Below are 21,676 nucleotides of genomic sequence, written 5' to 3' on the forward strand. Positions count from 1 at the left end.
TTATAGAACGAGAGAATGGCGAATCAAAAACCGAAGAAAAAACTAGATCCCAAAAAACCTAAATTCAGTGCCTACTGGATTTATGCGGCGATCATTATCATATTTTTAGGCATAAACTTTTTTGGAGGAGGGGGATTTTCTGAACCTGCCAAGACCAATCCAGCAGAATTCAAAGAATATCTGAAGAATGGGGACATTAAGAAAGTTGAGATCATCAACAGAAATCTGGCACGTGTCTATCTGACGGAAGAGGCCAAACAAAAAGAAATTCATAAGAAAAATATTGACCCTGAATTATTTCCAACCGGAGAAAGCCCTACTTATAGCTTCCAGTTTGGAGACCTTCAGAATTTTGAGAATGATATTAACGAAATCAAGAATGAGAATAATCTTGAAACCGTTGTCACCTACGAAACTTCAAACGATGTTATAGGTGAACTCTTCTGGGCATTGCTGCCTTTTATACTGATAATAGGTGTCTGGATCTTCATCATGAGAAAAATGAGTTCCGGTGCCGGTGGTGGCGCAGGAGGGCAGATCTTCAATATTGGAAAATCCAAAGCCAAATTATTCGACCAGAACACCGATGTAAAAACTTCTTTTAAGGATGTAGCCGGATTGGAAGGCGCTAAAGAAGAAGTCCAGGAGATCGTAGACTTCCTGAAACAACCGGAAAAATACACAGCTCTCGGAGGAAAAATCCCAAAAGGAGCACTGCTTGTAGGACCTCCAGGAACCGGTAAAACCTTACTGGCAAAAGCGGTAGCCGGAGAAGCAAAAGTTCCGTTCTTCTCACTATCAGGATCAGACTTTGTGGAAATGTTTGTTGGTGTGGGTGCTTCCAGGGTAAGGGACCTTTTCAAACAGGCAAAAGAAAAATCGCCTTCTATCATCTTTATTGATGAGATAGATGCTATTGGTAGAGCCCGTGGTAAAAGCAATTTTTCAGGTTCTAACGACGAACGTGAAAATACCCTAAACCAGCTGTTAACAGAAATGGATGGTTTTGGGACCAATACCAATGTGATCGTGGTTGCCGCGACCAACCGTGCAGATGTACTGGATAAAGCGCTTATGAGGGCAGGTCGTTTTGACCGTCAGATATATGTTGACCTTCCGGACCTTAGAGAAAGAAAAGAAATTTTTGAAGTTCATTTGAAACCTCTTAAAAAAGTTTCAGATGAACTCGATATAGAATTCCTTGCGAAACAGACTCCAGGATTTTCAGGAGCCGACATCGCGAATGTATGTAATGAGGCCGCACTTATCGCAGCCAGAAAAGGTAATAAGGCTGTAGGAAAGCAGGACTTCCTGGATGCAGTAGACAGGATAGTTGGCGGTCTTGAAAAGAAAAACAAGATAATTACCCCCGACGAGAAAAAGGCAATCGCTTTTCACGAAGCAGGCCATGCTACTGTAAGCTGGATGCTGGAACATGCCGCCCCACTTGTTAAAGTAACCATTGTTCCGCGTGGACAATCACTGGGCGCAGCGTGGTATTTACCTGAAGAAAGACTTATTGTTAGACCGGAACAAATGCTGGATGAAATGTGTGCCGCCCTTGGAGGACGCGCTGCTGAAAGAGTGATATTCGATAAGATCTCAACCGGCGCACTTAGTGACCTGGAAAAAGTAACGAAACAGGCAAGAGCCATGGTTACCATTTATGGTCTTAATAAAGCCGTTGGTAATCTTACCTATTACGATTCTTCAGGCCAGAGTGAATACAATTTCACCAAACCTTATAGTGAAAAGACTTCCGAATTAATAGATAAAGAGATCTCAAATCTTATTGAAACCCAGTATCAGCGTGCTGTGGATCTTTTAGAACACAATAAGGACAAGCTTACCCAGCTTGCAGAGATCCTCCTGGACAAAGAGGTTATCTTTAAAGACGACCTTGAAAAGATCTTTGGGAAGCGCCCGTTCAACCAGGAAAAAGAAGAGAGTCAGCCTTTGAAGGAAAAGAACACCCTCGGAGAAAAGAACAAAAATGGCAAAGAATCACCTGCCACCAAGGGGAAAAGTACAGATGATGAAGAAGAATTGACCGAAAACGATTCGGTTAATAAATAGTGTAGAAGTTCCAGGTAAAAAATCTCAAATTCAATCAGCGTTAATTTGAGATTTTTTAACTTTGGTAAAATGACTGTAGGAACCATACCCAAAACTCTATGAATCTATTCAAGAGGTTTCTCAATCCAAAACCTAAAGCAGAACAGGATCAGGATGTGCCTGAGAATGCTGAAAGAGGGAAATATATGCCGGAGGTAAAATTACCTACCGACGAGCGTTTCATGATGAACTTTAAGAATAATGGGGGGAAGTTCCTGTATTGTATAGACGATACGGAAATACAGGAAGCCTTTGACAATATTCTATTGGAGAACGATTGGTATGAAAAGCAGTGCTGCTGTTTTGATGAGAAATTAAAAAGCAAGTTCAACGGCTTCAACCTGGAGTTCAATAAATCTGCAAGTGCCGAGTTCTTTCTTTCAACCTGTGAGTTTCTTGTGGCGAATGATGGTTCCATTCTCATTTCATCCAACCAGATCAAAGAGCGTAAGCTACATGATCTCCCTGCCAATTTCGTCATTCTATCCTCAACCAGCCAGTTAATAGACACAATTGGGGAAGGCCTAAGAGGCATCAAATTCAAGAATAGACAGCAAATCCCTTCAAACATCACTACAATCAAGAATTTTGAGACCCAGAAAGAGGGTGATTTCATGAGTTACGGAAGTAGCACAAAAAACTTATATTTGCTTCTATTGGAAGATCTGTAATTTATGAGGGAAACCATAATTCGTGCTGTTTCAGGATTGTTGTATACATCTATTTTAGTAGCTTCAATCCTATCTTCCGAGCTGATTTTCATTCTGCTTTTCTACCTTTTAAGCCTGGTTTGCTTAATTGAAATGCAGAAGCTGCTACGATTAAAAAGCTATGCCCTTTATTTTTTACAGGCAATACTTTTCTACCTTTTCAGCTTTCTCAAGTTTAACCAGGACGCCACAGTCCTACTCCTATTCATAACGATTTTCGTAAACCTGTTTCTGGTAAAGGATTTACTTGTAGTTAAGAAGATTCCGGTCTTCGAGAAAAAGAAATACATTATTATCATTTTCTATTTAATTTCGTCTACAATTTTCCTCACTTTGATCCCCACTATCCAGGGTACCTTTAAACCCAATCTGGTTATTGGAATATTTTTTCTGATCTGGACCAACGACACCTTTGCTTATCTCGTTGGTAAAAACTTCGGAAAAACGAAACTTTATGAAAAAATATCACCTAACAAAACGGTCGAAGGATTCTTGGGAGGATTGATCTTTACCTGCATCATAAGTTATTTATTCTGGTATTATACTGATTTCCTATATCCCGAGATCTGGTTCGGTTTGGCTATAATAATGAGTTTATTCGGAACCCTTGGCGATCTTATACAGTCTAAATTCAAAAGACAGGCAGGAGTAAAAGACAGCGGAAAATTAATGCCCGGTCACGGCGGATTGTTTGACAGACTGGATAGTATTATCTTTGCAAGTCCGTTTATTTATGCTTATTTATATATATTGAACTATGTTTCATAAGGAAGGATTTAAAATAATGACCATTACTGCGATCATTCTGATTGCAATAAATATCATTACTTACAGTTTAATTAATACATATTGGATCAAATTTGCCATTCTTATAGTCTCGGTGATCTTTTTTCTTCTGATACTTCAGTTTTTCAGAAATCCAAAAAGACGTACAGCTCACAATAACGAGCACATAATAGCTCCCGTAGACGGAAAAGTGGTGGCGATTGAAGAGGTTTATGAAAAGGAATATTTTAAGGATAACCGGCTTCAGATCTCGATATTCATGTCACCTATTAATGTGCATGTAACTCGTCATCCCGTGGGCGGAAAAGTCACTTATAGTAAGTATCATCCTGGAAAATTCCTGGTTGCATGGCATCCAAAATCCAGTGAAGAAAATGAAAGGACCACCGTTGTTGTTAAAAATGACACAGCCGGAGAGATCATGTACAGGCAGATAGCCGGAGCTATGGCAAAAAGGATCGTGAATTACGCTGAAGTGGATTCCGAAGTGGTTCAGGGTAGCGACAGTGGATTTATAAAATTTGGAAGCCGGGTTGATGTGTTCGTTCCAGTAGGATCGAAAGTAAGAGTTGGTTTAAATGAAAAAGTAAAAGGTGGTGTTAGTGTAATTGCTGATATCCCATCCTAGATAATTATGATGGCAGAAGAAAATTCAAAATTTCTAAAAGCCTATGAAATGGCGAGCAGCACAAACAGGCAATTCCCACCAGATGTGCTTTTGCATTTTTACGCACTTTACAAAAGAGCAACAGAAAAGAATGGTTTCTATATCCCAACCACCAACCGGGGGGATCTTAGAAGCGCATTCAAGGTAAACGCACTTGTACAGGTAAAAGATCTCAGCAAAGAAGAAGCCCGTAAAAAATATATCGAGCTTGTAGAACTTCATATAGGTTCCATCCCGGAATAACTAAAAAAGAAAAATAAGAACTAAAAAAGGAGGACGAATCGTCCTCCTTTTTTAGTTCTTATCAGGTTATTTACACTAGTTAAGATTTTCAAGACTTGCTTTTAAAGCTTCGATCCTTGCTTCAGCATCAGCCTTCTTCGCCTTTTCAATAGCAACAACCTTTTCTGGCGCATTGTTAACAAACCTTTCGTTTGAAAGCTTTTTTTCTACAGATTTCAAAAAGCCTTCTGTATAATTCAGTTCTTCCTCGATCTTTTTCTTTTCGGCCTCAACATCTATAGCGCCAACAATCGGGATAAAATATTCATTAGACCTAACCCTGAAAGAAAGGGCGCCTTCAACCGAATTGGTTACATATTCCAGTTTTGAGATATTCCCCATTTTTACAATTACCGGATCAAAGGTTTTAGAAGTATTCTCATTATTCAGAACACTTAATTCTATTTCATTTTTAAAGGAAATATTCTTGTCCTTTCTGATCTTTCTAACACCGGCAATAACCTCTGCGGCATGGGCGAATTCTTTGATCACAGTATCATCGAAAGCTTTTTCCTCAGGCCATTTCGCTACTATTAAGGCTTCTTCAGGTTTACGGGTAGTAATCTCCTGCCAGATCTCCTCGCTCACAAAAGGCATGAACGGATGTAAGATCTTCAGATTTTCTTCCAGTATCTCGATCACAGCCCTGTAGGTTTGAGCATCAACTGGTTCTCCATATCCAGGTTTCACCATTTCCAGGAACCAGCTACAGTAATCATCCCAAACCAGCTTATAAGTAGCCATCAAAGCATCACTGATCCTGTATTTTGAATAGTGATCTTCTATCTCTCTTAAGGTTTTCTGGAATCTGGAATTATACCATTGTATGGCTATCCTGGCTGTTTCGGGCTGTGATATTTCCTCAGAAACCTCCCAGCCTTTCACTAAACGAAAGGCATTCCATATCTTATTTGAAAAAGCGCTTCCCTGTTTACAAAGGTCCTCGTCAAACATCAGGTCATTTCCTGCAGGTGAACTTAAAAGCATGCCTACTCTAACACCATCGGCTCCATACTGTTCTATTAAACCTAGCGGATCTGGAGAATTCCCAAGGGATTTTGACATTTTTCTCCTTTGTTTATCCCTAACAATTCCTGTTAGGTAAACATTCCTGAAAGGTCGCTCACCGCGATATTCATACCCGGCCATGATCATCCTTGCAACCCAGAAGAAAAGTATTTCAGGTGCTGTTACAAGATCATTCGTGGGATAATAATATTTGATCTCTTCATTTTCAGGCTCAAGAATACCATTAAAGACACTCATTGGCCATAACCATGAGGAAAACCAGGTATCCAGAGCATCTTTATCCTGAGTTAAATCTGAAGCCTGAAGATTATTGTTCCCCGTTTTCTTTCTGGCTTTTTCCAGAGCCTCCGGTGCGGTCTCTGCCACCACAAAATCATTTTTCCCATCTCCATAATAATAAGCCGGGATCTGATGTCCCCACCATAACTGGCGGGAGATATTCCAGTCTCTAACATTTTCCATCCAGTGACGGTAGGTATTCAGGAATTTCTCAGGAACCAGATTGATTTCATCACCCAGAACAGCATCCAGAGCCGGCCTGGCCATCTCCTTCATTTTAAGAAACCACTGATCACTCAATTTTGGTTCTATAACCGCACCGGTACGTTCACTGGTACCCACTTTATTCATATGGTCTTCCACTTTGGATAGAAAACCTGAAATTTCAAGTTCCTCAACGATTTCAGCACGGACCACAAAACGATCTTTCCCTTCATAGTGCAAACCATAATGGTTAAGGGTAGCATCGTCGTTAAAAATATCTATTACATCCAGATTGTGTTTATCCCCCAGATTCTTATCATTCTCGTCATGGGCCGGAGTAACCTTAAGACAACCTGTACCAAACTCCATATCTACATATTCATCTTCAATGATTGGAACAGTCCTGTTACAAATAGGCACTATAGCCTTTTTACCTCTTAAATGCTTAAATCTTTCGTCGTTAGGATTTATGCAGATAGCGGTATCTCCCAGTATGGTTTCAGGCCTAGTGGTAGCAATGGTAAGGTACTCATCACTACCTTCGATCTTGTATTTCAGATAATAGAGCTTTCCGTTTCTTTCTTCATAGATCACTTCTTCATCAGACAGGGTTGTTTTCGCCTGTGGATCCCAGTTTACCATGCGATATCCACGATAAATGAGCCCTTTTTCATAAAGGTCTACAAAAACCTTTATCACAGAGGCCGACATTTTCTCATCCATGGTGAATTTGGTACGCTCCCAGTCACAGGAAGCTCCCAGCTTTTTCAATTGTTGCAGAATAATGCCACCATGCTTATTGGTCCAGTCCCAGGCATGCTGTAGAAATTCGTCACGGGTCAGATCTTTTTTGTCAATCCCCTCAGACTTAAGTTTAGCAACCACCTTGGCTTCAGTAGCAATAGATGCATGATCGGTTCCCGGCACCCAGCAGGCGTTAAAGCCTTTAAGCCGGGCTCTGCGAACCAGTACATCCTGGATCGTATTGTTCAGCATATGTCCCATATGCAGAACTCCGGTAACATTAGGGGGTGGAATTACGATTGTATATGGTTCTCTCTCATCGACTTCAGAATGAAAATAATTATTTTTCATCCAGTAGTCATACCACTTATCTTCTACCTTTTTCGCATTATACTGTGAAGCAATTGCCATTTCTTGGTCTGATTTTTGAAATAATGGCAAAAGTAATTATTAATGAAGGATTATGAAAGCTGCTGAAATGATTAAAATTTTTGAGAATTGAAGTATTTCGGCTTATCTTTACTTTTCCGCTTAAAAAAATTAAGATTATGAAAAAACTAATTGCAATCGCCATATTTGTATTTGCAGGCTTTGCCACGGCACAGGCTCAGAAAACCGCAAAAATGGAATTTAAATCCGAAACCATTGATTATGGTGAGATAAAAAAAGGCAGTGATGGAGTAAGAGTATTCGAATTCACTAATACTGGTACTGCACCATTGGTAATAGAGGATGTAAAATCCAGTTGTGGATGCACCGTCCCTAAAAAGCCCGAAGAACCAGTAATGCCTGGTGAAACCGGGAAAATAGAGGTGAAATATGACACCAAAAGAGTTGGCCCAATCAGAAAAACAGTGACCGTATATTCAAATTCAGACGAACCGGTAAAAGCCCTGAAAATAAAGGGGACTGTTATAGATGAATCTGACGATAGCTAGACTCACAATATATTTGATAATAAGCCTTCCTTTTTAAGGAGGGCTTATTTTTATAATATGCGTTCTAACCTGAATTCTATTTCAATCGCTTTTCCTTCCCGCAGAACTTCCATTTTTATTCGTTTCCCCTCTTTAGAAGAAAATATTTCTGAAATTTTCTGCAAATTGTATTTGTATGCGGGCCGGCCATTGAGCTTGATTATTTTATCACCTATTTTAAGTCCGGACATTTCGGCAGGAGAATCAGGTCTAATTTCGGCTACTTCATAACTTGGTTCCAGGCTGTAAATAACCTGCCGTGTAGTCTGATAGACCTTTGTTCCTTCATTGGAAGGATCATCATTCTGGATCTGAAAGCTATTGGAGGCAGCAGCACTTTTAACTACCTGATAACCACTATGCTTTATAATTACTCCACTCATATTATATTCAAAAGGATCATGAAAATTATTATTGGGTTTTAGCCTTAAGTTCCTTCCCTTATAATCTACTACCGAATGGAATCTTTTTAAAACCTGAGCACCAACACTGCCGTTCCTTTCCTCAAAGGAACTTACAGTTTCAAGGGAAAGACTATCCGGATAACTAACAGTTATATCCTTTAGTTCATATTTGCCCAAAGAGAGCGAGCTAATACGGCTTCTATGCCCGTATACACTCCCGCTTATCCCAAATCCCAGAAAATCTGCGAAAGATTTTTCAGGCAAATATATACCATTCTCCTCATCACTGAACAACCACAAAGCATCTCCGGAACCACTATCCAGCAAAAGATCTACCTGATGAGCATCCTCTCCTTCGATTGAAACTTCAGCCTCTACATAGGGCTTATTCTTATAAAAATTCAAGGGCAGATCCACACAACGCCTGCAGCGTTTATACTCATATTCATCTTTCATGTATACCCACATGAATTTCCGCTTATAATTGAATTCTACCACAAAATCCTTAAAAAAATCATATCCCAGTATTCCATTCAATGGATAACCAAGACGATTTGATATACTAAACACCTGTCCCTCGATAATGTATATGCTATGATCTTTACTTACGGCTTCTCCAACTTTGAACTCATTATGGTTACTTTTAAGAGCACGCAGCGGCTTTCCTACACCCATTCCTTTGAGGTATACCGTCATAGGATTATTAACCGTTGCTGAATCTTCGCTGGATAAACTGAAAAGAATGGTAGAATTCACCCCGGTATCCAGTAAAAATGACATCTCTCTCCCATTTACTTCAACGGGAAGTATCACAAGATCATTAACCAGATCAAATTTTTGCTTAAATTTTCCTTTATCATTTTCTATTACAAATTCATTTTGTGAGAAAGTGTTGGAGAAAATGGCTGAAATTAATATGATAATGATCCAGACCGATGGGTGTTTATAACAGATCATACTACGTTAAATTACGAAAAATACAGCATAATTACCCGCGTATTATTATTGTTTAATCCTATAATTTTGCAATTTTGCACCCTACAAATAAAATGCAATGCCTAAAATTTCAAATAAGGGGCGGGAAATGCCCGAATCACCAATAAGAAAACTTGTTCCTTTTGCCGAAGCTGCTGTAAAAAAAGGACGAAAAATATATCAGTTGAATATAGGTCAGCCGGATATTAAGACTCCTAAAAGTGCCTTGGATGCGGTAAAAAATCATAATATAGAGGTTCTTTCATATAGTCATTCCGCAGGATTTGATACCTATCGGGAAAAACTTGCCGGTTATTACCAAAAAACCGCCCTCCCGGTAGAGAAAGAAGATATTATCATTACCACTGGCGGGTCCGAAGCCTTGCTTTTTGCAATGGGAAGCATTACAGATCCGGGAGATGAAGTGATTATCCCTGAGCCTTTCTACGCCAATTACAATGGTTTTGCCACAGCCTCAGGCGTGAAGATAAAGCCTATCCGGGCAAGTATAGAAGACAGTTTCGCACTTCCACCAATATCTGAATTCGAAAAACTGATCACTGAAAAAACAAAGGCGATCTTAATTTGCAACCCGGGCAATCCCACCGGTTATTTATATACCCTGGAAGAAGTTAAACAACTGGCAGACCTCGCATTAAAGCATGATATTTTTATAGTGTCAGATGAAGTTTACAGGGAATTTGCTTACGAAGGAGCCCAACATCACTCTATTATGAGCCTTCCTGAACTGGCAGAGAATGCTATTATGGTTGATTCCGTATCCAAACGTTACAGTATGTGTGGTGCAAGAATAGGCTGTCTGGTATCGAAGAATAAAGAAGTGATGTCTACAGCCATGAAATTTGCCCAGGCAAGGCTTAGTCCTCCAACTTTTGCGCAAATAGCCAGTGAAGCCGCTCTTGACACTCCTCAGGAATATTTTGATGAAGTTATAGAACAATACACCTTTAGAAGGAATTTACTGGTTGAAGGACTTGAAAAAATAGAAGGGGTTCGTGTAGCCAAACCTAATGGAGCATTTTATTGTATTGCAGAGCTCCCAGTTGAAGATACCGATGATTTTGCCCGTTGGCTTCTTGAAAGTTTCGAAGATAATAACGAAACTGTAATGGTAGCCCCGGCAGCAGGTTTCTATTCCACTCCAGATACAGGAAAAAATCAGGTGAGAATAGCTTATGTCCTGAAAAAGGAAGACCTGGAACGTTCAATCAGTATTCTTGAAAAAGCCCTGAAGGAATATAAGTTGCAGAATTAATGCAAATACTGCGAAACTTTTCTCTTAAAAATCACAACAGCTTTGGCATTGATGTTAGAGCCAACCGATTTATTTCTGTTGAGAACACTGATGACCTGAGGACTATTCTTCGCAAAACATACGCCTCTGAAGTATTCATTTTAGGAGGAGGAAGCAATATGCTCTTAACGGGAGATATTAAGAAAACCGTTATACATATCGGAATTAAGGGAAAAGAGATCATTTCCGAAACTGAAGACCAGGTACTGATAAGGGCTGCCGGCGGCGAAAACTGGCATGAATTCGTGTTATGGTCGCTGGAACAGAATTATGGCGGACTTGAAAATCTATCCCTAATCCCTGGAAATGTGGGTACAGCGCCTATTCAAAATATCGGGGCTTATGGTGTTGAGTTAAAAGACAGTTTTGTGAGTTGCCATGCAATGAATATCCAGACGCTTGAAGAGCGTGAATTCAGCCTGGAAGACTGTGAATTTGAGTACAGGAATTCTGTTTTTAAAAATCAGTTGAAAGGACAGTATATAATTACCTCTGTTAATTTCAGACTTACAAAAAAGGATCATTCCCTGCACACCGATTACGGTTCAATAAAAGCTGAGCTGGAAAGTAGCGGAATAGATTCGCCTACTATCAGGGATATTTCAAACGCTGTAATAAGCATAAGGCAATCAAAACTACCCGATCCGGCGAGACTTGGGAATAGTGGCAGTTTCTTTAAAAACCCGGTCATTCCGGTTAAACAGTTTGAAAAACTACAAGAAAAGTTCCCTGGCGTACCATCCTATCATGTTTCTGATGAGGCTATAAAAGTACCCGCAGGCTGGCTGATAGATAAAGCTGGTTTTAAGGGTTATCGGGAAGGCGATGCCGGAGTGCATAGCAACCAGGCATTAGTACTGGTGAATTATGGGGAAGCCACTGGCCAGGAAATACTCGCCCTTTCTGAAAAGATCCAAAGGGAAATCAAAAAGAAATTCGGCGTTCAACTGGAGCCGGAAGTGAATATTATCTAAAGAAACAGGGAACTACTCGATTGCAGCCCCCTGTTTCACCGTGGATAAAGCCTTTTTATGCCTTCTTCATTACAACGGCATCAATGATATGTACAATTCCGTTAGAAGCGTCAACATCGGCCTGAACGATCTTGGCTTTATTACCAGCTTCATCGGTTATAATAAGGCTTTCCCCTTCCAGAGTAAATCTCAATTCTCCTCCTTCAAGAGTGGTAATGGTATATTCGCCTTCATTATCATTGACCATTTCCACCAGCTCCTGAGAAGTAATTTCATCCTCAACCACATGGTATTCTAAAAAATTACTCAAATCCTCCTGATTCTCTTCTTTCATAAGATTATCAAGAGTTGCCTTATCAACTTTTTCGAAGGCCGCATTATTCGGTGCAAAAACAGTATATGGCCCTTCACTTACAGTTAGGAGGTCTGCCATTTCCGCCGTTTGCAAGGCACTTACCAAAGTACTAAGGGTATCGGTTTCCATTGCTTTTGCGGCAATGCTATTGGATTCCATATCCATTCTTTCTATCTCGGCATTCATTTCGGCTTCTCTCTCGGCCTCCATTTGCTCCATACGTTCATTATCTTCCTGCTCCTTCTTCTTATTATCTTCACAGGAAGTGAAGACCATTGCCGAAATGGCAAAAAGAATAAATAAAATTTTTATTTTCATAATCGAAGCTTTTTTTGAATTAACAGCGCAAGATATTGTGTAAAAGATATATACATAATCCATTTCGATTAAATTTTAGTTAAATAGTGTAAAGATTATACTAATGCATCCTCCTATTTTCACAGGCTTTTTTTTATTGTTATTTTTGCACCAGAATCATGAAGCCATATGAAATTATTAATTATAAGTATCATTTTACTCGCCCTGGCTTTTGCAGGCATTGCAATAAAAATTTGGGGTAAAAAAGACGGGAAATTTGCCGGTACCTGTGCCAGCCAGAATCCCTATTTGAATAAAGCTGGCGAACCATGCAGTTTCTGTGGGAAAATGCCAGATGAAATAGAAAATTGTTCTGAAACCCCTAAGACCAAATAGGCTGAATGGGAACATTATTACTGGGATTATTCATTTTTGTTGCCTTAGTTAATCTCCTCTATTTCTTCTCCTTTTTTTCTTTTGCTACTGCAGAAAGTAAAAATAAGTTACACCCTGAAGTTCCGGTTTCAGTAATAATCTGTGCTAAAAACGAAGCAGAAAATCTCGGAAACTTCCTGCCCTCCATACTCGAACAGGACTACCCACAGTTTGAAGTTATTGTTATTAACGATGCTTCTTCAGATAATACCCTGGAGATCATTGAGGAATTTCAGAAAACCGATCCTCGTATAAAGATTGTAGATGTCCAGAACAATGAAGCCTTCTGGGCTAATAAGAAATATGCATTAACGCTAGGGATCAAAAAGGCCAAACATGAGCATTTGCTCTTTACTGATGCCGACTGTGCCCCGCAATCCAGGAACTGGATAAGGGAGATGTCAGCTAATTTCCAACCAGGAATTTCTATAGTTCTTGGTTACGGAGGATATTTCCATCATACCGGATCTTTATTGAATAAACTCATCAGGTTTGAGACATTGCTCACAGCTATCCAGTATTTTTCTTATGCCCGTCTGGGGTCTCCTTACATGGGAGTTGGCCGGAACCTGGCATACACCTCTTCCCAGTTCTATGAATTAAAAGGTTTTGCAAACCACCTTCACCTAAGGTCTGGTGATGACGACCTTTTTGTGAATGAGGCATCCAATTCCAACAATACAGCCATATGTTTTAATGCAGACGCACTGACTCGAAGCATCCCTAAAACCAACTTTTCCGAATGGTTTAATCAGAAAAAAAGACATGTAGCTGTAGCGAAACACTATAAGGCAAAACATAAGTTTTTACTCGGTGCTTTTTACATTTTCAGATTTATTTTCTGGATACTGCTGGCATTGCTTCTGGTTTTGCAGATATATCCGGAAATCGTACTTGGAGTATTAGGTTTTAAGCTGATAATTGAAGCTTTTGTTTATTTCAAATCAGCCAAAAAACTGAATGAGACCGATGTTGTTTGGTTCTTTCCGTTTTTCGATCTTTTTTTAATCTTCCTGCAAATGGCTATCTTTATATCTAACCTCATTTCAAAACCAAGACATTGGAAATAAACCCGGACGAACTCCTGGAAAAGATCACGGAGGCCAAAAAGGGAAACCAATCGGCCTTTAATTATCTTTTAGACAGATACTGGAACGATGTATATGGTTTTCAATTAAAGAAGACCAAAAACGAATATGAGGCTGAAGACATTACCATTCAGACGTTTTCCAAGGCTTTCAATAAGATAGACAGCTTTGATGAGAATTATTCCTTTACTACCTGGCTAATAGCCATTTCAAAGAATATCCATATAGACCAGATACGTAAGAAAAATTCTTCTATAAGTTCAAAGACCAGTGTTCAGGATGAGAACAGGGTCTATGAAATTGCAGATGAAACTCCAAGCATTGAAGACAAACTCATCAAGGAGCAACATCTGGAGCAGTTGCTTGCCGATATCAAACAGCTGAAACCCCATTACCAGGAAGTAATCAATCTTCGATTTTTTCAGGAAAAAAGTTACAAAGAGATCGCCAATAGTCTTGATGAACCCATGAATAACGTGAAGGTAAAACTACTGCGGGCCAAGAAGCTTTTGGCTGAAATTATTGAAGCCAGAAAAAGCTGAGTAAGGAATAAAAAGCAGTCGAGTCTAATTTATGCAGTTCAGCTTATTATTGTATCTTTGAACCACAGATTTTTGCTATGAATACAGACGTTGCAACCGTAGAATCAAAAACCGAAAGAAAGCCAAAACCTAAATGGCTTCGTGTAAAACTTCCTACCGGAAAAAAATATACCGAACTAAGGAATCTTGTAGATAAATATGACCTGCATACTATCTGCACTTCCGGGAGTTGCCCGAATATGGGGGAATGCTGGAGTGAAGGTACGGCCACATTCATGATACTTGGGAATATTTGTACCCGCTCCTGTGGTTTCTGTGGTGTAAAAACCGGGAGACCCGAGACAGTAGATTGGGATGAGCCTGAAAAAGTGGCAAGGTCCATTAAACTAATGAAGATTAAGCACGCGGTTGTTACAAGTGTTGACAGAGATGACCTTAAAGATATGGGGTCCATCATCTGGGCTGAAACCGTTAAGGCCATAAGGAGAATGAATCCCGACACTACCCTGGAAACACTCATACCCGACTTTCAGGGAAATGAAACAAATATAGATCGTATCGTGGAGGTAATGCCAGAAGTGGTTTCACATAATATGGAAACCGTAAGAAGGCTTACCCGGGAAGTAAGGATACAGGCAAAATATGAAAGAAGCCTTGCTGTTCTCAAATACCTGAAGGATAGCGGTATAAAGAGAACAAAATCAGGGATCATGCTGGGTCTCGGCGAACAGGAAGAAGAGGTAATTCAAACCTTACACGATCTGAAAGAAGCCGGAGTTGATGTAGTAACTATTGGCCAGTATTTACAACCAAGTAAGAAACACCTGCCGGTAAAGCAGTTCGTCACACCAGACCAGTTTAAAAAATATGAGGAGATCGGGCTGGACCTCGGTTTCAGACATGTAGAAAGCAGTGCACTGGTGAGATCTTCTTACAAAGCTCAAAAACATATTAACTAGTCTGCAAATGGCCGCAACTGTTAATATTGCCATTAATGGTTTTGGCAGAATTGGAAGAAACCTCTTTCGCATTTTATTAAACCATCCTTCTATAAAGGTGGTGGCTATAAACGACATCCACGATTCCGGAAGTCTGGCCCACCTATTGAAATATGACAGCGTTCATCGAACTTTGAAGGCCGAGGTTTCATCTAACAAATCAGGAATCATCGTAAATGGAAATCTTATCCCCTTACTGAATTTTAAGAATCCGGCAGATATTCCATGGAACAACTATGAGGTAGATTATGTTGTGGAATGCTCAGGACAGTTCAAAACCCAGGATTCTGTGGAACCACACTTAAAACCAGGGGTTAAAAAAGTGATTCTCTCGGTTCCACCCCAGGACGATAATATCAGAATGGTAGTTTTAGGTGTTAATGAGCAAATTTTAGACGGTACCGAGAAAATAATCTCAAATGCTTCCTGCACCACTAACAATGCAGCGCCCATGCTGAAAGTGATCAATGATAATCTTAAAGTAACACAGGCTTATATTACAACGGTTCACTCCTATACTTCAGATCAAAGTCTTCATGACAAACCACATAAGGATTTGAGAAGAAGCCGCGCTGCGGCACAGTCCATTATCCCCACAACCACTGGAGCCGCAAAGGCCCTGACAAGAATTTTCCCCGACCTAAGCAGTGTTATAGGTGGCTGCGGAATTCGCGTACCCGTTCCAAATGGTTCCTTAACCGATATGACTCTAAATGTTGAAAAAGAGACCAGTATCACAGAAGTGAATAATTTATTTAAAGAAGCTGCTCAAAATTCAATGAAAGGAATTATCCAGTATACAGACGATCCCATTGTAAGCGTAGATATACTTGACAGCCCGTACAGTTGCATATTCGACGCGCAAATGACTTCCGTAATTGACGGAAAGCTTATAAAATTGATAGGATGGTATGACAATGAAATTGGATATTCTAATCGTCTTATCGATTTAATTTCACTCATTAGCGATAAATAGCTATATTTAACCACATTAACAGCAGCTTGCTATTTTTCCCGAATGAAGAACCTAAAGCTAACCTTTTTATTACTTTGTTGTTTTCTAACCTTGAGTTTTCAGGACTCAAAGATAGATGAAGCTCGGCCCAGTCCAAATGAGATAAAGCAACTTTTAACTCAGGCTGAAAATTCCATAGATATGATGGAATTTGATAAAGCCCAGGATCAGCTTAACAAGTCGTTAGAATTAGCGAAACGCATAGACCACAAGAGATATATCGCTCTTTCAAGCAGTATTCTAGCGCGGATGTATCACGTTAGGCATGAATATGATAAAGGTGTAACCCAACTTCAAAGGGCTATAAACATACAGCGCGAAATAGATGATGAAGCCGGCCTCGCCTATTCCTATATACTTTATGGAAAATTATTCCAGTCGAAAGGCGAATATGATCGAGCCATCAAATATTTTAATCTGGCTCAGGACTATTATGAAAAGGAACAAAACCAGGAACAACTGGGAATTATATCCCTTAATAAAGCTATAGTTTACTTATATGATAAAAGTAAAAGAGACCAGGCTTTAGCTTTATTAAACAACACTGAAATATATCTAAAGGACAGCAAAAATAATTACGAGCTTTCAAGACTTCACTATTACAGGGCGAGGGCGGCCATACTTGCAAACGATTACGAAAAAGCCGAAAAAGCAGCACAGGGAGCTCTAAGTCTTGCACAATCTGGAAATTTCGTAGGAATGACCATGTACTCCTATGCAATCCTAAGCCAGATCGCAGAACTTCAGGACAGGCCGTCTAAGGCACTTGAACATTTAAAAAAGGCCAATGAAATCCAGGAAGCCGTTTTTGATATGAATAAAGAAGCTCTTTCCAGCGAAACATTTGAACGCCTGGGCATGGAATCTTTGAAGTCTACAGTAAATGAACTTACCCTGCAAAACGCCGAACAGGAAAGGACCTTAAAAGTTAACAAACTCACTACGATATTAAGTGTAGCCTTAATAACGATTCTGTCTCTTTTAACTCTATCCTTATATAAGAACAACAATTTAAGAGCAAGGGCTAATGAATTGCTTCAGAAGAAAAACTCTGAACTCACCCTGGCCAAAGAGAATGCTGAAAAAGCTTCCCTGGCAAAAGCGCAATTCCTATCTACGATCACTCATGAATTAAGGACACCTCTTTATGCAGTAACGGGTCTCACCCATCTGCTCCTGGAAGAAAGTCCTACTGAGAGCCAGAAGGAACATCTTAATTCCCTGAAATTTTCAGGCGAATATCTTTTATCTCTTATCAACAATATCTTAGACCTCAACAAACTGGAGGCCAATAAGGTCGAAATAGTTAAATCAGCCTTCAATCTTGAAAAGAGAATGTCTGATGTACTTATAGCCTTAAAGAATTCGGCAGACGAGAAGAAAACCAAGCTTCATTTCGATTTTGACAAAACCATTCCTAAGAAATTGATAGGTGATCCACTGAAGATCTCGCAGATCCTGATCAACCTTATAGGTAACTCGATTAAATTTACCGAAAACGGAGATATCTGGATCTCGGTTAAGAAAAACAGACAGCAAGACAAAAAAGTTTACCTTCAGTTTGAAATTCGTGACAACGGAGAAGGAATTGGCAAGGAGAAACAAAAAGCGATCTTTGAGAACTTCACCCAGGGATCTACACAGATCAACAGAAAGTTTGGTGGTACCGGTTTAGGCCTTTCCATTGTTAAAAACCTGCTGACCCTACTGAACAGTGAAATTAACCTGGATAGCGAATTAGGAAAAGGTTCCAAATTCAGCTTTGAACTGGAATTTGAAGCCCCTGAAGTAGAAGTTACCGACACTCCAGTGGCTCCAAAAGTGGAAGAGAAACAATTATCCAACGAGATAATGGAAGACAAGCGAATCCTGGTGGTTGAAGACAATAAGATCAACCAGATGATTACACGCAAGATCCTTGAAAAGAACAAGGTGATTTGTGATGTCGCTGATAATGGAACTACCGCTATAGAAAAGGTTCAGAACAATCATTTTGACCTTATTCTGATGGATATACACATGCCCGGAATTAGCGGGATTGAAGCTACAGTGGAGATAAGGAAGTTTAACCAGGACATCCCGATCATTGCCTTAACAGCAGTTACCCTTGATGATAATCTGGATGAATTCTACCTTAATGGTTTCAATGATATTATACCAAAACCTTATAAAACGGAAGAGTTCTTCCATAAGATAAATAAATACTTAGCATCCAGAGAAACAACGGTTTAACTTCTTTGGCACATGCTTTGTTTAAAGAATGGTTAGTAGAATTATATAGCGAAGAATTATCTTATATAGTTTGAATTAGCCAAAGTAAAATGAGGTGTTCCCCACACCTCATTTTTTATTGATAAAATCTAAAATTCGCTTCTCAAACTTAGCCTTCCTATCATTAAGGAATTCCATTTCAATAGGCAGATAGTATAGTTGCTCATTTCGTATCCTGTCTTTTAACCTCATAAAATCCTTTTCAGTGGTAAGAATCTTTTTTGGGAGTTGCTGAAGCTTTTGAATTTCTTTTTCTGAAAAATTATGATGGTCAGGAAATTTGAAATGTTCAGGACTTATTCCCATGGCTTCAAGATACTCAAGAAGAGGTTTTGGATTGGCTATTCCCGTTACCAGACAGTATTCGGCAACCGATACATCTTCCAATAGCCTTTCATCCTTATGGGAGTACACTTTATCAGAATAATTGATCGACGTAAAGAATAAATCCTGCTGAGACCCGGGCTTAATCTTCTCTCTGATCTTCTTCATGTCTTCTGAAGATAGATCAGAAGGACATTTGGTTACAATTATAATATCAGCCCTTTCAGCCCCAGCTGACGATTCCCTTAGATTCCCTGCGGGTAATAGAAGATCATCCGTATACAGATCTCCATAAGCCGTTAGCAATATGTAGAAACCGGGCTTAACTTTCCGGTGCTGAAAAGCATCGTCCAGTAAAATAACATCTGGAGAAAACTTCTGTAATTCCCTGATACCTTCCCTCCTATCGGCATCCACAGCCACAGTCACCTCAGGAAATTTATTTTTGAACTGTAATGGTTCATCCCCAGCCCTTGCTGCCGGTTGATCTGTTTCAACAAGCTGAAAACCTTTGCTTTCCCTTTTATAGCCCCTGCTAAGGCTTGCAACTTTAAAATCTTTATGAAGCATTTTTAGAAGATACTCGATCATTGGAGACTTTCCCGTCCCTCCCATGTTGAGATTCCCCACACCAATTACCGGCAGATCATAGGAAACTGAATTGAGGATACCTTTATCATAAAGTTTATTCCGAAGCCCGGTCACTACATGGTATAAGACTGAAAAAGGAAAGAGTAATTTTCTCGGATTCGGCATGGAAGGCTATATATAATATTTATATTTGGACAGTTAAAGGTTGAAAAATTGGAATACTGGAGAATAATTCTACAATTTTAATATTCTCTCTGTCACAAATCAAAGGCTAAAATATTAAATTATGACCATACAGGAAGTAATTAACCTTATAGAAGATTTTGCCCCCACGAGATATGCTGAAGATTTTGATAATGTAGGGCTCCTGGTAGGCGATAATTCAAAGGAAGTTACCAGTGCTTTAATAACACTGGACACCCTGGAAGCTACAGTAGATGAAGCAATCAAAAAAGACTGCAACCTTATCATCAGTTTTCATCCCATCATCTTTTCCGGACTTAAGAAGCTTACGGGCAAAAACTATGTGGAGAGAACGGTTCTTAAGGCTATTAAAAATGATATTGCCATTTATGCCATACATACTGCCTTAGACAACCAGTTTAAAGGGGTAAATGATATGATATCGGAAAAACTCGGATTAAGGAACCGGCAGATCCTGATTCCTCGCAGGGACTCCATAAAAAAACTTAGCACTTTTGTTCCGGTAAATAGTGCCGATAAGGTAAGGAAGGCCCTATTTGATGCCGGTGGTGGAAGCATTGGCAATTATGATAACTGTAGTTTTAATATGCAGGGAAAAGGTTCATTTAAAGGTAATGAAGACTCCAATCCCGTAATCGGGGAAAAAGGCCAGGTCCATTTCGAGGAAGAAGTACAAATAGGCATCACCTATCCTGCTCATTTGGAAGGGCGAATTCTTGGAAATCTTTTTAAATCTCACCCATACGAAGAAGTTGCTTACGAGATCCACAGCCTGGAAAATAAAAATCAGCATTTAGGGATGGGAATGACAGGAGAACTTTCGGAAGAAATAGATGAAGCCAGCTTCCTTGATAAGGTTAAAAAAACCTTTGGCTCCGGCTGCATAAGACATTCAAAATTGCTGAACAAACCAGTAAAAAAAGTAGCTGTTCTGGGTGGAAGTGGCGCTTTTGCGATAGAAAATGCCAAAGCTGCAGGAGCCGATATCTTTATCACCGCAGATCTCAAATATCACGACTTTTATAAAGCCGAGGAAAAGCTGGTGTTAGCAGATATTGGACACTATGAAAGTGAACAGTTTACAAAAAATTTACTATATTCTTTTCTTAGCAAAAAAATTAGTAGTTTTGCACTTATTTTAGCAGATACAAACACCAATCCAATCAACTATTTATAATATGGCGAAAAAAAACGATGTTACTGTAGAAGAGAAGTTAAGATCACTGTACGATCTTCAGTTGGTAGATTCGAGAATTGATGAAATTAGAAACGTACGTGGTGAACTTCCCCTTGAAGTTGAAGATCTGGAAGATGAAGTAGCAGGTTTAAACAGACGCCTGGAAAAACTGGAAGCCGACATAGAAGTCATTGAAAATGACATCAAGAACAAGAAGAACCAGATTGAGGAGTCTAAGTCTACGATCAAAAAATATTCTGAACAGCAGAAAAATGTTCGTAACAACAGGGAGTTCAATGCCCTAAGTAAAGAGATCGAATTTCAGGAGCTTGAAATAGAACTTTCTGAAAAGCACATCAAGGAGTATAAGGCCAAAATCGAGCAGAAGAAAGAGGTTATTACCCAAACCAAAGAGAAGCTTGCAGAAAGAGAGGCACATCTTAAGCACAAAAAAGGTGAGCTTGACGAGATATTAAAAGAAACCGAAAAGGAAGAGCAGGCCCTTATTGAAAAATCACAGGAATACGAAAAGAACATTGAAGAAAGACTGGTTACTGCTTATAAAAGAATAAGAAGTAACGTTAAGAATGGTCTTGCAGTTGTTCCTGTTGAGCGTGGAGCTTCAGGAGGTTCGTTCTTTACCATTCCACCACAGGTGATCATGGAGATTGCTGGCCGCAAAAAGATCATCACCGATGAGCATAGTGGTAGAATACTTGTAGACGAGGAACTGGCAAAAGAAGAACAGGAAAAAATGTCAAGCATGTTTAAGAAGTTCTAAACTCTTTAAACAGTAAATATAAACTGCCTGAAAAATAACAGTAGGATCTTAGATCTGAAGCAAAAGTTTTTCAGGCAGTTTTTTTATGTCTTAATCTCAGGCTTACCCCACTGATATGGGATTAACAAGTATTTCAC

General features: G+C 39.5%; 20 protein-coding genes. 16 read left to right on the plus strand and 4 right to left on the minus strand.

Features of this window, described 5'->3' with window-relative positions; genetic code table 11:
• Positions 1–15 precede the first annotated feature (15 nt).
• The 5 genes from ftsH to LU635_RS04240 all read left to right on the plus strand — a co-directional run bounded on the left by ftsH (position 16) and on the right by LU635_RS04240 (position 4,521).
• A complete protein-coding gene (gene ftsH / locus LU635_RS04220) occupies positions 16–2,076 on the plus strand; it encodes an ATP-dependent zinc metalloprotease FtsH (RefSeq protein WP_240096513.1) in 2,061 nt (686 codons plus the stop codon).
• Positions 2,077–2,174: 98 nt separating this feature from the next.
• A complete protein-coding gene (locus LU635_RS04225) occupies positions 2,175–2,786 on the plus strand; it encodes an LUD domain-containing protein (protein ID WP_240096516.1) in 612 nt (203 codons plus the stop codon).
• 3 nt (positions 2,787–2,789) lie between these two features.
• Entirely contained in the window at positions 2,790–3,593 is an 804-nt protein-coding gene (locus tag LU635_RS04230) for a phosphatidate cytidylyltransferase (protein ID WP_240096518.1), read from the plus strand.
• Positions 3,583–4,239 carry a phosphatidylserine decarboxylase family protein gene (locus tag LU635_RS04235; RefSeq protein ID WP_240096520.1) on the plus strand — a complete coding sequence of 219 codons (657 nt, stop codon included), beginning with the start codon at positions 3,583–3,585 and terminating at the stop codon, positions 4,237–4,239. The genes LU635_RS04230 and LU635_RS04235 overlap by 11 nt, the downstream gene beginning before the upstream one ends.
• A 6-nt stretch (positions 4,240–4,245) precedes the next feature.
• Positions 4,246–4,521, plus strand: coding sequence for an acyl-CoA-binding protein (locus LU635_RS04240; RefSeq protein ID WP_240096522.1), 276 nt, complete (start codon positions 4,246–4,248; stop codon positions 4,519–4,521).
• Between the two features lie 75 nt (positions 4,522–4,596).
• Here the strand turns inward: LU635_RS04240 and LU635_RS04245 are convergent, their stop codons facing one another.
• Positions 4,597–7,227, minus strand: a complete 2,631-nt coding sequence (locus LU635_RS04245) for a valine--tRNA ligase (protein ID WP_240096525.1) — start codon at positions 7,225–7,227, stop codon at positions 4,597–4,599.
• Positions 7,228–7,364: 137 nt separating this feature from the next.
• On the opposite strand from LU635_RS04245, the gene LU635_RS04250 reads away from it, so the two are divergent.
• Positions 7,365–7,754, plus strand: coding sequence for a DUF1573 domain-containing protein (locus tag LU635_RS04250; protein ID WP_240096527.1), 390 nt, complete (start codon positions 7,365–7,367; stop codon positions 7,752–7,754).
• A gap of 50 nt (positions 7,755–7,804) precedes the next feature.
• Here the strand turns inward: LU635_RS04250 and LU635_RS04255 are convergent, their stop codons facing one another.
• On the minus strand, positions 7,805–9,154 hold the full coding sequence (locus LU635_RS04255) for an aspartyl protease family protein (protein ID WP_240096529.1): 1,350 nt from the start codon (positions 9,152–9,154) through the stop codon (positions 7,805–7,807).
• A 97-nt stretch (positions 9,155–9,251) separates the two neighbouring features.
• Between LU635_RS04255 and LU635_RS04260 the strand changes: the two genes are divergently transcribed.
• Positions 9,252–10,448, plus strand: coding sequence for a pyridoxal phosphate-dependent aminotransferase (locus LU635_RS04260; protein WP_240096531.1), 1,197 nt, complete (start codon positions 9,252–9,254; stop codon positions 10,446–10,448).
• On the plus strand, positions 10,448–11,461 hold the full coding sequence (gene murB / locus LU635_RS04265; protein WP_240096534.1) for a UDP-N-acetylmuramate dehydrogenase: 1,014 nt from the start codon (positions 10,448–10,450) through the stop codon (positions 11,459–11,461). The genes LU635_RS04260 and murB overlap by 1 nt, the downstream gene beginning before the upstream one ends.
• A 55-nt stretch (positions 11,462–11,516) precedes the next feature.
• Here the strand turns inward: murB and LU635_RS04270 are convergent, their stop codons facing one another.
• Positions 11,517–12,134, minus strand: a complete 618-nt coding sequence (locus tag LU635_RS04270; RefSeq protein WP_240096536.1) for a fasciclin domain-containing protein — start codon at positions 12,132–12,134, stop codon at positions 11,517–11,519.
• A 168-nt stretch (positions 12,135–12,302) separates the two neighbouring features.
• On the opposite strand from LU635_RS04270, the gene LU635_RS04275 reads away from it, so the two are divergent.
• The 6 genes from LU635_RS04275 (at position 12,303) to LU635_RS04300 (ending at position 18,423) form a co-directional block, all read left to right on the plus strand.
• Entirely contained in the window at positions 12,303–12,509 is a 207-nt protein-coding gene (locus LU635_RS04275; RefSeq protein WP_240096538.1) for a membrane or secreted protein, read from the plus strand.
• A gap of 5 nt (positions 12,510–12,514) precedes the next feature.
• Complete coding sequence (locus LU635_RS04280; protein ID WP_240096540.1) at positions 12,515–13,618, plus strand: glycosyltransferase; 1,104 nt, start codon at positions 12,515–12,517, stop codon at positions 13,616–13,618.
• Complete coding sequence (locus tag LU635_RS04285; RefSeq protein WP_240096542.1) at positions 13,609–14,178, plus strand: RNA polymerase sigma factor; 570 nt, start codon at positions 13,609–13,611, stop codon at positions 14,176–14,178. Before LU635_RS04280 ends, LU635_RS04285 begins: the two co-directional genes overlap by 10 nt.
• Before the next feature lie 77 nt (positions 14,179–14,255).
• Positions 14,256–15,137, plus strand: coding sequence for a lipoyl synthase (gene lipA, locus LU635_RS04290; RefSeq protein ID WP_240096544.1), 882 nt, complete (start codon positions 14,256–14,258; stop codon positions 15,135–15,137).
• Between the two features lie 7 nt (positions 15,138–15,144).
• The gene (gap, locus tag LU635_RS04295; protein WP_240096546.1) at positions 15,145–16,152 is read left to right on the plus strand and encodes a type I glyceraldehyde-3-phosphate dehydrogenase; all 1,008 of its coding nucleotides are present in this window, start codon (positions 15,145–15,147) and stop codon (positions 16,150–16,152) included.
• Positions 16,153–16,194: 42 nt separating this feature from the next.
• Positions 16,195–18,423, plus strand: a complete 2,229-nt coding sequence (locus tag LU635_RS04300; RefSeq protein ID WP_240096548.1) for a hybrid sensor histidine kinase/response regulator — start codon at positions 16,195–16,197, stop codon at positions 18,421–18,423.
• 108 nt (positions 18,424–18,531) lie between these two features.
• Here LU635_RS04300 and lpxK read toward each other — a convergent pair whose 3' ends face one another.
• Positions 18,532–19,542 carry a tetraacyldisaccharide 4'-kinase gene (gene lpxK, locus LU635_RS04305; RefSeq protein WP_240096551.1) on the minus strand — a complete coding sequence of 337 codons (1,011 nt, stop codon included), beginning with the start codon at positions 19,540–19,542 and terminating at the stop codon, positions 18,532–18,534.
• 121 nt (positions 19,543–19,663) lie between these two features.
• Between lpxK and LU635_RS04310 the strand changes: the two genes are divergently transcribed.
• Positions 19,664–20,758: a Nif3-like dinuclear metal center hexameric protein gene (locus LU635_RS04310; protein WP_240096553.1), complete on the plus strand. Its 1,095-nt coding sequence runs from the start codon at positions 19,664–19,666 to the stop codon at positions 20,756–20,758.
• 1 nt (position 20,759) lies between these two features.
• Positions 20,760–21,539, plus strand: coding sequence for a zinc ribbon domain-containing protein (locus tag LU635_RS04315; protein ID WP_240096555.1), 780 nt, complete (start codon positions 20,760–20,762; stop codon positions 21,537–21,539).
• Positions 21,540–21,676: the final 137 nt, after the last annotated feature.

This window comes from Christiangramia crocea (assembly GCF_022410465.1).
Classification (GTDB): domain Bacteria; phylum Bacteroidota; class Bacteroidia; order Flavobacteriales; family Flavobacteriaceae; genus Christiangramia; species Christiangramia crocea.

Coding starts and splice junctions, on each gene's coding strand:
- ftsH (WP_240096513.1), top strand. CDS start 16: ATGGCGAATCAAAAACCGAAGAAAAAACTAGATCCCAAAAAACCTAAA.
- LU635_RS04225 (WP_240096516.1), top strand. CDS start 2,175: ATGAATCTATTCAAGAGGTTTCTCAATCCAAAACCTAAAGCAGAACAG.
- LU635_RS04230 (WP_240096518.1), top strand. CDS start 2,790: ATGAGGGAAACCATAATTCGTGCTGTTTCAGGATTGTTGTATACATCT.
- LU635_RS04235 (WP_240096520.1), top strand. CDS start 3,583: ATGTTTCATAAGGAAGGATTTAAAATAATGACCATTACTGCGATCATT.
- LU635_RS04240 (WP_240096522.1), top strand. CDS start 4,246: ATGATGGCAGAAGAAAATTCAAAATTTCTAAAAGCCTATGAAATGGCG.
- LU635_RS04245 (WP_240096525.1), bottom strand. CDS start 7,227: ATGGCAATTGCTTCACAGTATAATGCGAAAAAGGTAGAAGATAAGTGG.
- LU635_RS04250 (WP_240096527.1), top strand. CDS start 7,365: ATGAAAAAACTAATTGCAATCGCCATATTTGTATTTGCAGGCTTTGCC.
- LU635_RS04255 (WP_240096529.1), bottom strand. CDS start 9,154: ATGATCTGTTATAAACACCCATCGGTCTGGATCATTATCATATTAATT.
- LU635_RS04260 (WP_240096531.1), top strand. CDS start 9,252: ATGCCTAAAATTTCAAATAAGGGGCGGGAAATGCCCGAATCACCAATA.
- murB (WP_240096534.1), top strand. CDS start 10,448: ATGCAAATACTGCGAAACTTTTCTCTTAAAAATCACAACAGCTTTGGC.
- LU635_RS04270 (WP_240096536.1), bottom strand. CDS start 12,134: ATGAAAATAAAAATTTTATTTATTCTTTTTGCCATTTCGGCAATGGTC.
- LU635_RS04275 (WP_240096538.1), top strand. CDS start 12,303: ATGAAATTATTAATTATAAGTATCATTTTACTCGCCCTGGCTTTTGCA.
- LU635_RS04280 (WP_240096540.1), top strand. CDS start 12,515: ATGGGAACATTATTACTGGGATTATTCATTTTTGTTGCCTTAGTTAAT.
- lipA (WP_240096544.1), top strand. CDS start 14,256: ATGAATACAGACGTTGCAACCGTAGAATCAAAAACCGAAAGAAAGCCA.
- gap (WP_240096546.1), top strand. CDS start 15,145: ATGGCCGCAACTGTTAATATTGCCATTAATGGTTTTGGCAGAATTGGA.
- LU635_RS04300 (WP_240096548.1), top strand. CDS start 16,195: ATGAAGAACCTAAAGCTAACCTTTTTATTACTTTGTTGTTTTCTAACC.
- lpxK (WP_240096551.1), bottom strand. CDS start 19,542: ATGCCGAATCCGAGAAAATTACTCTTTCCTTTTTCAGTCTTATACCAT.
- LU635_RS04310 (WP_240096553.1), top strand. CDS start 19,664: ATGACCATACAGGAAGTAATTAACCTTATAGAAGATTTTGCCCCCACG.
- LU635_RS04315 (WP_240096555.1), top strand. CDS start 20,760: ATGGCGAAAAAAAACGATGTTACTGTAGAAGAGAAGTTAAGATCACTG.